This window comes from Oceanimonas aquatica, assembly GCF_030732065.1.
In the GTDB taxonomy this organism is placed as follows: domain Bacteria; phylum Pseudomonadota; class Gammaproteobacteria; order Enterobacterales; family Aeromonadaceae; genus Oceanimonas.
This window is the reverse complement of record NZ_JAVBHX010000001.1, coordinates 295,292-307,838: the sequence shown is the minus strand read 5'-3', so window position 1 is coordinate 307,838 and position 12,547 is coordinate 295,292. Positions and strand designations below refer to the sequence as shown.

General features: G+C 61.8%; 14 protein-coding genes. 7 read left to right on the top strand and 7 right to left on the bottom strand.

Annotation, left to right across the window (positions count from 1 at the left end):
• Positions 1–233: 233 nt before the first annotated feature.
• Positions 234–719 carry a prolyl-tRNA synthetase associated domain-containing protein gene (locus Q9290_RS01445; RefSeq protein ID WP_306077850.1) on the bottom strand — a complete coding sequence of 162 codons (486 nt, stop codon included), beginning with the start codon at positions 717–719 and terminating at the stop codon, positions 234–236.
• A 6-nt stretch (positions 720–725) separates the two neighbouring features.
• Positions 726–1,028 carry a putative quinol monooxygenase gene (locus Q9290_RS01440; RefSeq protein WP_306077849.1) on the bottom strand — a complete coding sequence of 101 codons (303 nt, stop codon included), beginning with the start codon at positions 1,026–1,028 and terminating at the stop codon, positions 726–728.
• Positions 1,029–1,101: 73 nt separating this feature from the next.
• Here Q9290_RS01440 and Q9290_RS01435 point away from each other — a divergent pair, with 73 nt between their 5' ends.
• Together Q9290_RS01435 and Q9290_RS01430 are read left to right on the top strand one after the other, a co-directional pair.
• The gene (locus tag Q9290_RS01435; protein WP_306077848.1) at positions 1,102–1,503 is read left to right on the top strand and encodes a VOC family protein; all 402 of its coding nucleotides are present in this window, start codon (positions 1,102–1,104) and stop codon (positions 1,501–1,503) included.
• Positions 1,504–1,618: 115 nt separating this feature from the next.
• On the top strand, positions 1,619–2,668 hold the full coding sequence (locus Q9290_RS01430) for a 3-deoxy-7-phosphoheptulonate synthase (RefSeq protein WP_306077847.1): 1,050 nt from the start codon (positions 1,619–1,621) through the stop codon (positions 2,666–2,668).
• A gap of 214 nt (positions 2,669–2,882) precedes the next feature.
• Here the strand turns inward: Q9290_RS01430 and Q9290_RS01425 are convergent, their stop codons facing one another.
• From Q9290_RS01425 to Q9290_RS01415, 3 genes are read right to left on the bottom strand one after another with little or no spacing between them, the layout of a single operon-like run.
• Positions 2,883–3,662: an ATP-binding cassette domain-containing protein gene (locus Q9290_RS01425; RefSeq protein ID WP_306077846.1), complete on the bottom strand. Its 780-nt coding sequence runs from the start codon at positions 3,660–3,662 to the stop codon at positions 2,883–2,885.
• Positions 3,649–4,674 carry a vitamin B12 ABC transporter permease BtuC gene (gene btuC, locus Q9290_RS01420; protein ID WP_306077845.1) on the bottom strand — a complete coding sequence of 342 codons (1,026 nt, stop codon included), beginning with the start codon at positions 4,672–4,674 and terminating at the stop codon, positions 3,649–3,651. The genes Q9290_RS01425 and btuC overlap by 14 nt, the downstream gene beginning before the upstream one ends.
• A gap of 1 nt (position 4,675) precedes the next feature.
• Positions 4,676–5,455 carry a TSUP family transporter gene (locus Q9290_RS01415; protein ID WP_306077844.1) on the bottom strand — a complete coding sequence of 260 codons (780 nt, stop codon included), beginning with the start codon at positions 5,453–5,455 and terminating at the stop codon, positions 4,676–4,678.
• Positions 5,456–5,579: 124 nt separating this feature from the next.
• Between Q9290_RS01415 and msrA the strand changes: the two genes are divergently transcribed.
• Positions 5,580–6,194, top strand: a complete 615-nt coding sequence (msrA, locus tag Q9290_RS01410; RefSeq protein ID WP_306077843.1) for a peptide-methionine (S)-S-oxide reductase MsrA — start codon at positions 5,580–5,582, stop codon at positions 6,192–6,194.
• A gap of 2 nt (positions 6,195–6,196) precedes the next feature.
• The gene (msrB, locus tag Q9290_RS01405) at positions 6,197–6,667 is read left to right on the top strand and encodes a peptide-methionine (R)-S-oxide reductase MsrB (protein WP_306077842.1); all 471 of its coding nucleotides are present in this window, start codon (positions 6,197–6,199) and stop codon (positions 6,665–6,667) included.
• A 3-nt stretch (positions 6,668–6,670) separates the two neighbouring features.
• On the opposite strand, the gene Q9290_RS01400 is transcribed toward msrB, so the two are convergent.
• The gene (locus tag Q9290_RS01400; RefSeq protein WP_306077841.1) at positions 6,671–8,176 is read right to left on the bottom strand and encodes a RimK family protein; all 1,506 of its coding nucleotides are present in this window, start codon (positions 8,174–8,176) and stop codon (positions 6,671–6,673) included.
• 141 nt (positions 8,177–8,317) lie between these two features.
• Here Q9290_RS01400 and rimI point away from each other — a divergent pair, with 141 nt between their 5' ends.
• On the top strand, positions 8,318–9,424 hold the full coding sequence (rimI, locus tag Q9290_RS01395) for a ribosomal protein S18-alanine N-acetyltransferase (protein ID WP_306077840.1): 1,107 nt from the start codon (positions 8,318–8,320) through the stop codon (positions 9,422–9,424).
• A gap of 192 nt (positions 9,425–9,616) precedes the next feature.
• Positions 9,617–10,078 (top strand): hypothetical protein, encoded by a 462-nt coding sequence (locus tag Q9290_RS01390; protein WP_371930882.1) that lies wholly within the window; start codon positions 9,617–9,619, stop codon positions 10,076–10,078.
• 43 nt (positions 10,079–10,121) lie between these two features.
• Here Q9290_RS01390 and Q9290_RS01385 read toward each other — a convergent pair whose 3' ends face one another.
• The gene (locus Q9290_RS01385) at positions 10,122–10,466 is read right to left on the bottom strand and encodes a hypothetical protein (protein WP_306077839.1); all 345 of its coding nucleotides are present in this window, start codon (positions 10,464–10,466) and stop codon (positions 10,122–10,124) included.
• A 100-nt stretch (positions 10,467–10,566) separates the two neighbouring features.
• Between Q9290_RS01385 and Q9290_RS01380 the strand changes: the two genes are divergently transcribed.
• Positions 10,567–12,474 carry a PhoX family protein gene (locus Q9290_RS01380; protein WP_306077838.1) on the top strand — a complete coding sequence of 636 codons (1,908 nt, stop codon included), beginning with the start codon at positions 10,567–10,569 and terminating at the stop codon, positions 12,472–12,474.
• Positions 12,475–12,547 lie beyond the last annotated feature (73 nt).

The following is a 12,547-nucleotide window of genomic DNA, read 5'->3' as shown; positions in this document are numbered from 1 at the left end:
CAGACACCCTTTGCCCTCCTTGGAGCACTCGGAGCGGACTGATCCGCTGAAAGCAACGCCAATGTTGACCGAAGCAGCAGTGTGGATTGCCGGAGCCGACCATAAAATGCCATGGATGGCATTTTCGAGCGTTACAAGGAAGTACTTGAAGCGTGTCGGCGGAGTGCAACCGCACTGATGCTTCGCATTCCGTCCTCGTTGGCGACTCGTGACCAGTCCCTATTCCCAGTCCCTTAAAAAGAAGGCACCGGCAGCCAGAGCGGAGTGTGCCCGGTCTGCTCGGTAAAACGCAGCAGATCGGCCCGGCTCAGCAGCACGGTGGCGGTGTTGCGCAGCGGATGGCAGTGAAAATCGTCGCAGTCTTTCAGCTCTTCATCCAGCCACAATTCCACCTGCACCTGCTCGTCGTTGACGAGCGCCAGCACCGATACATGACCCGGGGCCACGCCAAGGTAGCGCTCCAGCCGCTCAGGCGAGGCAAAGCCCAGCCGCGACCAGCCCTGCTGACGCGACAGCGCCTTGAGATCCACCTGCTTGTCGTGCCGCGTGAGCAACAACGCATGCCTGCGGCCATAGTTATCCCGCAGAAACAGATTTTTCAGCCGGGTACCGGGCCTGTCCACCAGCAGGCGGTCGGCGTCGTCGCAGGTGTGCAGCGGCGGGTGCTCAATCAGCGGCGGGGTAATGTGCCAGTCCGCCAGCCGGGTCATGATGTCCATAATGGATTAACGGGCCGGATTGACCGCCAGCACGTCGGCACGGATCACCGACTGCTCGGCAATCAGTTCGTTGACCACGGCGCGACTGGCCTTGTAGTGCGGGGTTTCCTTGTGAGCGGCCAGGGCGGCTTCGTCCTGATAGATTTCATAGAGCCAGAACAGCTCGGGATCGGTACGGTCCTGCAGCACGTCAAAGGTGTGGCAGCCGGGCTCATCACGCACGGAGGCTTCGGCGTTGGGCAGCATGGCGTCGAGGAAGGTGTCGGTAGTGCCGGGCTTGAGCTTGGTTTTGACAATAATTGAATACATTGTAAACTCCAATTGTTTATGTAATTTCAACAAATAGTACACAAATATTCAGGTAACTTCCAAGGAGCCCAGAATGGACAGACCCGGTCGTTTTAACGGCATGCGCCACATCGCCTTTACCATGCCCAACCTGGAGGAGTGCGTCCAGTTCTACACCGAGATCATGGGCATGGAGATCCTCAATCGCGCCAGCGACAACCTGGTGTACCTCACCTGCGGCAACGACAACCTGTCGCTGGGCCGCTCCGATGTACCCGCCAGCGGCGTGCAGAGCATGGATCACTTCGGCTTTATCGTCGATACCAAGGAAGAGCTGGAACAATGGTTCCAGTACTTCAAGGCCAAGGGCGTCACCCTGCTGGACCAGCCTCACGATCACCGTGACGGCGCCCGCAGCTTTCACATTACCGACCCCGCCGGCAATGTGATCCAGCCCATTTACCACCCGGCCATCTCCGGCCAGCGTTTCAGCTAAGCGCAAAAACTCAATTCAGTCATAAAATTCAAAAGCCGTGGTTTTCCCTGCCACGGCTTTTGGTTATGTTAAGGGCATTGTGCTGCTGCACGCCATTCTTCAAGCAGGCCATACAATGCCCTCCTCTACCGACGAACTGAGAAGTCGCCCGCTGGCGGCCCTGATCACCCCGCACCAGCTGGCCGAGCGCTATCCGCTCACCGATGCCATGATCAATACGGTCACTCGAGCCCGCGCCGAGATTGAAGCCATTCTTGCCGGACACAGCCACAAGCTGCTGGTGATCATCGGTCCCTGCTCCATTCACGATCCGGCTGCCGCCCTGGCCTACGCCGAGCGACTGGCTGAGCTTAAGCGCCGTTATGCCGACCGGCTGTGCATCGTGATGCGCACCTATTTTGAAAAGCCCCGCACCATAGTGGGCTGGAAAGGCCTGATTAACGATCCGCACCTAGACGGCAGCTTTGATGTGAACACCGGTCTGGCGCTGGCCCGCCAGCTGCTGGGCGACATCAACGCGCTGGGTCTGCCCACCGCCACCGAATTTCTGGATATGGTGACCGGCCAGTATATTGCCGATCTCATCAGCTGGGGCGCCATTGGTGCACGCACCACAGAAAGCCAGATCCACCGGGAAATGGCCTCGGCGCTGTCGTGCCCGGTGGGCTTTAAAAACGGCACCGACGGCAATATTCAGATTGCCCTGGACGCGGTACGCGCCGCCGCTCACGGCCATATTTTCTGCTCGCCGGATAAAGACGGGAAAATGAGCATCTACCAGACCGATGGCAATCCCTATGGCCATGTGATCCTGCGCGGTGGCAAGGGCCCCAATTACGATGAACACAGCATTGCTCAGGCCGCCGAGGGCCTGAGCGCTGCCGGCCTGCCCACTCGCCTGGTGGTGGATTTAAGCCATGGCAACAGCCAAAAACAATATCAGCGTCAGCTCGAGGTGGCCGACGACATTGCCCGCCAGCTGAAAAACGGCAGCCGCTTTATTGCCGGGGTGATGATCGAGAGCTTTATCGAGCCCGGCCGCCAGGACGTGGAAAACGGCAAGGCCCCGGTGTTTGGCCAAAGCATCACCGACGCCTGCCTGGGCTGGAACGACAGCGAGCAAGTGCTGGAGCGGCTTTATCAGGCGGTCCCTTCGGGGAGCTGAAAGCTAAAAGTGCCTTAGGTTGGGATGAGCCGTGCGAATTCATAACATTTCACATCCGCCCTCGTGTTGGGATTCGCTGCGCACGATGACTGAGTCATTCCGGCCCCCGAGCCGGAATCCATTTTGCAGGCAGCTGTGTATTACGCTGGGAACCGTGCTCTATGTCATGGACTCCGGGTCAAGCCCGGAGTGACGGAGTTTTGTCAGCCTGGGGTTATCCAGTCCCTATTCCCGAGTCCCCAATCCCGGTCATTTCCGGCAACAGCAACCGCTGGCCGTCTTGCTCCAGCAGCCTGACCTTAACCTCAAACACCTCGGCCACCAGCTCAGGGGTCAGCACCTCGGGCCCGCCACTGGCCACCAGCCGGCCCCGGTGCAGGCACCAGATGTCATCGCCGAACTGGGCCGCCAGGTTAATGTCGTGAATGGAGGCCACCACCGTCAGCCCCTGCTCGGCATAGTGGCGCAGCAGCCGCAGCGTGGCCAGCTGATGCTGCCAGTCGAGCCCCGCCAGCGGCTCATCCAGCAGCAGTACCCGGGCCTCGGGGTTCAGACGGGGCGACACCTGCAGCAGGGTTTTGGCAATCAGTAACCGTTGCTGCTCGCCGCCGGACAGCGCCGACAACGAGCGGGCATACAGGTTATCCAGCTTGAGAAAGCCGCTTAACCGCGCCATTTCCTCACAGCCGGCTTCGCTGACGTCACCATGCTCACCCAATGCCAGCAGCTCATAGCCTTTTAATCCGGCGGGCAGCACCGAGTGTTGCACCAGCATGGCCCGCAAGTGCGCCAGCTCCGCCAGATCCAGTGAGTCCAGCAGGTCACCGTTCAACCGAACATGGCCGTCGGCCTGCAGCAGCCCGGCGGCGGCCAGCAGCAGGCTCGACTTGCCGCTGCCATTGGGGCCCACCAGCAGGGTCAGGCGACCGGCGGAAAGCCGCCCGCTCACTGGCCCGACCCTGTGTTCAACCTTCAGCGCATCAAGCGTCAGCATGGCGTTTCACCAGTAACCAGACAAATACCGGGGCTCCCAGGGTGGAGGTAACGGCGCCAATGGGCAGTTCGCCGCTGACCAGGGTTTGCCGGGCCACCACGTCCGCAAGCGCCAGCAAGGCGGCACCGGCCAGCGCCGAGGCCGGCAGCAGAAAGCGCTGACGCCCGCCGGCGAGCAACCGCAACAGGTGCGGCACCACCAGGCCGACAAACCCGATGACCCCGGCCATGGCCACGCTGAAGGCGGTCAGCAGGCACACCGCCAGTACCAGTTTGGGCCGCAATGCGTGAGCGTCCAGGCCCAGCAGCCGGGCCTGTTGCTCCCCCAGCGCCAGCAAATCCAGCCGGCCGCCCTGGCGCACCAGCCACAGCAACGCCAGGGCCGCCGGCAACCACCAGCCCCAGGACAGTCGCTGGCCATAACCCAGACTACCCATCATCCAGAACAGAAAGGTGCGCAGCGAGGCATCGTCGGCCAGGTACAGCAGCCAGGTCAGAATGGCATTGGCAAAAATGCCCACCGCCACCCCAAACAGCAGCAGGGCCCCCTGCCCCAGCCGGCGCCGGGCCAGCAGCATCAGCAGCATGGTCACTATCAGGGCGCCGGCAAAGGCCGCCAGCGACACCCCCCAGTGGGGTAGTGTCCAGCCCAGCCAGCCCGCCAGCGACAGGGTCAGCACCGCCGCCAGGCTGGCGCCGCTGGAAATACCGATAAGCCCGGGCTCGGCCAGGGGGTTGTGCAGCAGCACCTGCAATACCGCACCACACAGCGCCAGGCTGGCCCCCACCAACACCGCCAGCAGGGTGCGGGGCAGCCGCAGCTGCCAGAATACCTGTTGCTCCAGCGCCGACACCGGCTGCCACAGCACCTCCAGTCCCACGCCCACGGCGCCGGACTGCAGGCTGAGCAGCATGGCCGCCGCCAGCATCAGGCCCAAGCCCAGCAGCCAGCGGCGATAACGCCGCTGCTGGGCACCAAGCAGGCCATGCAGGCCGGTTGTGTCACCGCTCATCTCAGCTTATCCAGCTGAACAGTTGCGGGTATTGCTGCCATAACAGCCGCGCCGACATCACCAGGGATACCGTCACCAGCATGGGGCGAATAATACGGCTGCCCCGGGTCACCACCATGTTGGAGCCGAGCCGCGCTCCCAGAAACTGGCCGCCGGCCATGGTCAGACCGGCCACCCAGACCACCTGGCCGCCCAGTATAAAAAACAGCAGCGAGGCAATGTTGGAGGTAAAGTTCAGCAACTTGGTATGGGCCGTGGCCCTGCCCATGCTGTAGCCGGCCAGGGCGATAAACCCAAGCGCAAAAAAGGAGCCGGTGCCGGGGCCGAAAAAGCCGTCATAAAAGCCCACACCGGTGCCCACCACCAGCGCAAAGGGAATGATCCCCAGCCGGCGCTGCCGGTCTTCATCGCCCACTCGCGGCGAAAACAAAAAATACAGGGCAAAGGCCGCCAGCAGAAAGGGCAGCACCTTTTCCAGCACAGAAGCGTCGATGCGCTGCACCAGCAGGGTGCCCAGCATGCTGCCGACAAAGGTGCAGGCCACCGCCCATTTCATGATGCGCCAGTCAATCAGCCCCCGGCGCAAATAGTAAAAGGAGGCCGAAAAGGAGCCGAAGCAACTTTGCAGCTTGTTGGTGGCCAGCGCCATGGTGGGAGGCATGCCGGTGGCCAGCAGCGCCGGCACCGTGATCAGGCCTCCGCCGCCGGCGATGGCATCAATAAAACCGGCCAGCAGGGCCGCCAGCGCCAGCAAGCCCAGGGTCAGCAGATCCAGTTCCATAGTTTTCCGGATTCAAATCAACAAAGGTGCCAAGATTAACAGGATGCGCCGCAAGGCAACAGTGAGCCTTGCCCCGACCTTTGGCTATGGTAACGTAGGCCGATACCCTGAGGAGGAGAACCCCATGAGCGACGAGGTTCTGGGCCTGTTGCCCAGTGATTTTCCCGATATCGACGACAGCGCCTTTCGCCACCGCGGCGAACGCACACTGGTGCTGGCCGGTGGCTGTTTCTGGTGCACCGAGGCGGTATACCGCCAGCTCGATGGCGTGCTTGACGTGATCTCCGGCTATGCCGGCGGCGATGCCGGCAGCGCCAACTACCAGGCGGTGTGCACCGGCACCACCCGCCACGCCGAAGCCATTCAAATCACCTACGACAGCACCCGCATCGGGCCGGCCACTCTGTTAAAGGTGTTTTTCGGCATCGCCCACGATCCCACCCAGCTCAACCGCCAGGGCCACGACACCGGCACCCAGTACCGCTCGGCGGTATTCTGGCAGGATGAGCAGGAACGCACCCTGGTGCAGGACTACATTGCCCTGCTGGAGCAGGCGGGAGCCTTTCATCGGCCCATTGTCACCACCCTGGAGCCGCTGGAGGCCTTTTATCCCGCCGAGGATTACCACCAGGACTACGCCGCCCGTAATCCCAACCAGCCCTATATCGCCGCCGTGGCCCAGCCCAAGGTGGCCAAGGTGCATCATTACTACAAACACCGGTTGAAAAAGGACATCTGAACATGGCCCAGACTCCCAGCCCCTACGATCTCACGCCGCCGGATGACGCCCAGTTGCAGGCCCTGGCAAAGGATCTCAGCGACGAAGAACGCCGCATTCTCCTGAGCCAGGGCACGGAGCCGCCCTTTTGCGGCGGCCTGCTCGACAACCATGAGGAAGGCAGTTATGTGTGCCGGCTGTGCGCCCTGCCGCTGTTTTCTTCTGCCTGCAAATTCGAGTCGGGCTCCGGCTGGCCGAGCTTTTACGCCCCCTATCACCCTGATCACATTCGCGAGCTGGCAGACATGAGCCACGGCATGCGCCGGGTGGAAATTCGCTGCGCCCGCTGCGACGGCCACCTGGGCCATGTGTTTCCCGATGGCCCGCCGCCCACCGGCCTGCGCTATTGCCTGAACTCGGCTTCGCTCGACTTCTGTGCCAATGGCCACGCCAAACCGGATCCGCTCAAGCGGGGCGAAACCGGCTGCCTGTAACCCTCAGCGGCCGTCTCGCCGGCCTTTTCTGGCGACGACGGCCTGCCGCTCCTGCTCAAACCGGCGCACAAAGTCCTCGATCACCATGTCGTAAAGCCGGTCTTTCAGGAACACATCTTCCACCCCGTGATCGATATTGGGATTGTCGTTCACCTCGATCACCGCCACCCGGCCCTTGCCTTCCTTGATGTCCACCCCGTAAAGACCGTCGCCGATGGCTTTCACCGCCTTGAGCGCGGCGTTGATCACCCCCGGCGGCGCCTCATGGGTGGGCAGGGTCACAAAGCCGCCGGAGTCCGCTTCCTTGCCGTCGTTATGACGGTAGATCTGCCAGTGCCCTTTCACCATGAAGTATTTGCAGGCAAAAATTGGCTGATGGTTGAGCACGCCGATACGCCAGTCGAACTCGGTGAAAAAATACTCCTGGGCCAGCACCAGGGCCGAGGCATTGCGCAGCTTGCCCAGGGTGTCGGCCAGTTGCGCCCGGTCGGCGACCCGGTATACGCCCCGTGAAAAAGCCCCGTCCGGAATTTTCAGCACCAATGGGTAACCCAGCTCGCTTTCAAGCCAGTCGGCGGCGTTTTTCTGCTTCGGGTTCACCATCAGGGTTTTCGGCGCCGGCACGCCGTTGCGGGCAAAGCTTTCGGCCAGAAACACCTTGTTGGCGCAGCGCAAAATGGACGTGGGCGAGTCGATCACCACCAGGCCTTCGTGCTCCGCTTTCTGGGCAAAACGAAAGGTGTGGTGATCGATGGCGGTGGTCTCGCGAATAAACAGGCCGTCGTATTCCGCCAGGCGCTGATAGTCCTTGCGGGTGATCATCTCCACGTTCACCCCGGCTCGCTCACCGGCACGCACAAAGCGCTTGAGCGCGCCGGCGTCCGAGGGTGGCAGTTCTTCGTCCGGGTTCACCAGCATGGCCAGGTCGTAGCGGTAGCGTCTAGCCGAGCGGGGCTGGCGCCAGATGATGCGGGAAAACCGGTCGAGGGCGTCGGCAAAGAGATCCTCTTCCTCCCCCGTCAGCTCTCTCGGCGACAGGGTGGCCAGGCCGGTCAGCTCCCAGCGGCTGCGGCGCTTGAAGGTCAGCTCCAGAATGGGGCACGGCAACCGTTCAAACAGCTCCCGGCACAGGGCCTCAAGCCCGGGCACGGCACAGCGGCCGAAACAGCTTTTGATTTTCAGTTTGGCCCCCGCCTCGCTGGTGCCACAGTGCGCGTCCAAGGCCTCGGACACACCATCAAAGCCAAAGGCAAACAACCCCTTGTTGCGCAAATTGTTGAGGGTGGAGACGGACGGAATAACATGCTGACCCCGGGCTTCCGCCAGCAGCGAGCAGTAATAGCCGTTGGACAGGTATTTCTCGGTACGGCACAGGTTGATCACCCGGGTACGGGGCGCGTTTTTCACCGGTGGCTGGGCCAGGTATGTCTGAAAGTCCACCAGGTTGTCGCTGGGAAAATAAGGCGCCCAGGCGCTGAGCTCGTCCACCACCAGAACCAGTTGTGTCATGGCATTTATCCGCTGCTTGATAGGCTGTTGTTAGTGGCCCCTACTCTATGCCCAACCGGCATTTGGCACAGTGAAATTTTCTCGCCGAGCACCCAAAATTATCGTATGTTGAAGCCCCCTCATTTTGCTTTCGGGTGCCCCATGACCGCGCCTGTTGTTCGCCCTGCCCTGCGCTCTGATCTTGATGCTCTGTTGCAACTCGAAGCCCGCTGCTTTGCCCAGGACCGCATCAGCCGGCGCAGCTTTCTGCGCTTTATTGAACACCCTCAGGATTCGCTGCTGGTGGCCGAACTGAACGACACCCTGCTGGGCTATGTGCTGGTGCTGTTTCGGCGCAACACGCGGCTGGCGCGCATCTATTCCATTGCGGTCTCCCCCGAGGCTCGTGGCCTGGGGCTGGGCCGCACCCTGCTTGAGGCCGCCGAGGCCGGCGCTCGGACCCGGTACGCCGTGTTTATGCGCCTGGAAGTACGCACCGACAACATTGCCGCGCAACACCTCTACCAGCGGCTGGGCTATCGCCAGTTCGGTATTTACCACGACTATTACGAAGATCACGAAAGCGCCCTGCGTTACCAGAAGCGCATTTATCACTACCATCCCCTGGCCGGCGCCCGGACCGTGCCCTATTACCGCCAGACCACCGACTTCACCTGTGGCCCGGCGTCATTAATGATGGCCCTGAGCGGCCTGGACCCGCAGCATACCCCCGAGCCGGATCTGGAACTGCAGCTGTGGCGCGAAGCCACCACCATTTTCATGACCCAGGGGCACGGTGGCTGCGGCCCCCATGGCCTGGCGCTGGCGGCACACCGCCGTGGTTTTGCCGTAGAGCTGGTGCTCAACCAGGACGGTCCGCTGTTTGTGAGCAGTGTGCGCAGCCCCGAGAAAAAGCAGGTGCTGGAGAGGGTACACCGGCAGTTTATCGCCAATCTGGATCTGGCCGGTATTGCCCCCCGCTACGCGCATTTTACCCTGGAGCAACTGGAGCAGGGCCTGAGTGAGGGCCGGCTGCCGTTAGTGCTGATCAGCACCTACCATCTGGACGGGCGCAAGGCGCCCCACTGGGTGCTGGTGTGCGCCATGGACAGGGAGTTTGTTTATATTCACGACCCGGATATCGACGAGGCGGCGGGAGAAAGCCCGGTGGACAAACAGTACCTGCCCATTGCCCGGGAGCGCTTTGACAGGCTGGCCCGCTATGGCCAGCACGCCCTCCGCACCCTGGTGTGGGTGGCCAACCCCTGAGCATGGGTCAGGAGCTGTCGGTCAGCTTTGGTCGCCACCCCACCAAACAAACACCACTTAGCCTTTATAAAACAGTCACTTAAAATAAAAACCAATCCAAATGGTGCCGTTTCACTCGGCCCACCTCCCTCTTCCCCCACGAAAAAAAGGCGGTATGGTTTCGAGCAAGTTCAACAGCTGAGTGAAACAGCCATGTTTAAAAAGACCTTTGCAATCCTGATGCTGCCGATACTGTTCGGCATCAATACGGCCACGGCCGGCGAGTCGCTCAATACCATTATCGGTGGCGGCGCCGGTGGCGTGGCCGGGGCCCTGCTGGGCAAACAGGTGGGCGGCGACACCGGCGCCATGGTAGGAGCTGCCCTGGGCGGCGCCGCCGGTGGTGCGGCCACCGCCAACCGCGGCAACAAGAACGAGGCCGCCCTGGGTGGCGCCGTGGGTGCCCTGGGTGGCGCTGCACTTGGCAAAAACGTGGGGGGCGACTCAGGCCAGCTGATCGGCGCCGGTGTGGGCGGTGCCGCCGGCTCGGCCCTGGGCGCCGGCTCCGGTGATGGCCATCGCAAGGAAGTGCATCATTACCATCATCACGGCAAGAGAAAGCACTACAAACATCGCCACCGTCACGACTGGGACGATGACGATTGGGATGATTGAGTTTTACCCATTTAAAAAGGCAGCCAGGTGGCTGCCTTTTTATTTACTGCCGCGGGTGATGCCGCAGTTTCAGGTAAATCAGGCCGGCCCCCATCAGGGTGCCCAGTGGAAAGGATGGTAACTGCACCGCCACCAGCACCCAGAAGGGCCACTGCCGGCCCATGCCCTCACTCGACAAATATCCCAGCCAGGCCCGGCGACACAGCCAGAACCAGGCGGCACACATCAGCAGCAACACCGGCCACAGCCAGGGCCCGCCCAGGGCTTCTCCCTGCTCCGCCGCCCCCTGCTGAGTCAGCCAGGCGCCGGCCAGCAACAGCACCGGGATCAGCAGCGCCTGAATGGAAATAATCACTTTTGCCAGCAAATCAGCGCTTCGCATATTCATGTCTTGTTCCTGTCATCTTGTTGTTATCAAACCGTCATCCTGAGCCATCAGCATGGGATTGCAACATCTCCAACATGCTGTGAGCAAAGGATAATTAACAATGAGCCGCTTTGAACGTCAGGACGAGCTGAACCACCCCCGCATCGACACGCCCGAATTTACTCAACTGGTGGAAAAAAGCCTGAGCCGTCGTCGTTTTCTCGGTGGTGCCGCCGCCCTCGGCGCCGCCGCTTTTTTTGCCGCTTCCCCCCTTTCCCGGGCCGTGGCCGCCGCCACCGGAAGCAGCCCGCTGCTGGGTTTTGACGCCGTGCCCGCCAGCACCAAAGATACCATCACAGTGCCCAAAGGCTACAAGGTCGAGCGGCTGGTGTCCTGGGGGGACGCCCTGTTTGGCAAGGTGCCCGAGTTTAATGAGTCCGGCAACAGCGCCGAGGCCCAGGCCGGCCAGTTTGGCGACAATAACGACGGCATGAGCTTCTTTGCCCTCGACGATAACACCGCCATTCTGGCGGTGAACAACGAATACTGTAACTACGAGCTGATGTTCCCCCATCAGGGCAAGACCATGAGTGCCGACGACGTGAAATGCGCCCAGGCCGCCCACGGCGTGTCTGTGCTGACACTTGAAAAGCAAGACGGCCGCTGGCAGCTGGTAAAAGACGGTAAATACAACCGCCGCATTCACGCCAATACTCCCATAGCCATCAGTGGCCCGGCCAAGGGCCACGATTTGCTGAAAACCAGCGCCGACCCGCAAGGCGAGCGGGCCCTGGGTACCTTTAACAACTGCGCCAACGGCATGACGCCCTGGGGCACCTACCTCACCTGTGAGGAAAACTTCAACGGCTATTTCGGCAGCCGTGGCAAGGCCGAGATCACCCCTGCCATGGCCCGCTACGGCATTGGCCCTGAAGGCGCCGGCTGGCAGTGGCACCAGCACGACTCGCGCTTTGATCTGGCCGAGCACCCCAACGAGCCCAACCGCTTTGGCTGGGTGGTGGAAATCGACCCCAAAAACCCCGATGCCATGCCGGTGAAACGCACCGCCCTGGGCCGCTTCAAGCATGAAAATGCCGAGCTGGTGGTGGACGACAGCGGCCACGTGGTGGTGTATCTGGGCGACGACGAGCGCGGCGAGCACCTGTACCGCTTTGTAAGCCAAGGCAAATACAACCCCGACGACATGGCTGCCAACCGGGAACTGCTGGATGAAGGCACCCTGTACGTGGCCCGCTTTCACGCGGGCCAGGACGGCGAGCTCAAAGGCAAGGGCGAATGGCTGGAGCTGACCCACGGCAAGAACGGCCTGACCTCAGAAAACGGCTTTGCCAGCCAGGCCGATATTCTTATTCATGCCCGTCTGGCCGCCACTCAGGTGGGCGCCACCACCATGGACCGGCCCGAATGGGTTGCCGCCCATCCCAGTGAGCCGGTGGTGTTCTGCACCCTCACCAACAACAAGCACAGAGGCGTAAAAGACGGCCAGCCGGTGGGCGGCCCCAACCCCCGCGCCGAAAACCACTACGGCCAGATCCTGCGCTGGCGCCCGGCCGGGGGCAAGCATACCGCCAGTGAGTTTGACTGGGATCTGTTTGTGCTGGCCGGCAACCCGGAAGTACATGCAGACAGCCTTTACGCCGGCTCTGCCAACATCACCGCCGACAACATGTTCAACAGCCCCGACGGCATCGGCTTTGACCGAGGCGGCCGGCTGTGGATCCAGACCGACGGCAACTACTCCAACAGCGGCGACTTTGCCGGCCAGGGCAACAACCAGATGCTGTGTGCCGACCCCAACACCGGTGAAATCCGGCGCTTCCTTACCGGCCCCATCGCCTGTGAGGTCACCGGCCTGACCTTTACCCCGGATCAGAAAACCCTGTTTGTGGGCATTCAGCACCCGGGCGAAGATCTGGCCGGCTCCCACTTCCCGCTCGGTGGCAACAGCACCCCTCGCTCCAGCGTGATGATGATCACCCGGGAAGACGGCGGCATTATCGGCGCCTGATAACATCTTTGAAGGTGTTAAAGGCAACAACTGAGTAACGCAAGCGGAAGACAAAGGGGGTCTGCTTCGCCGC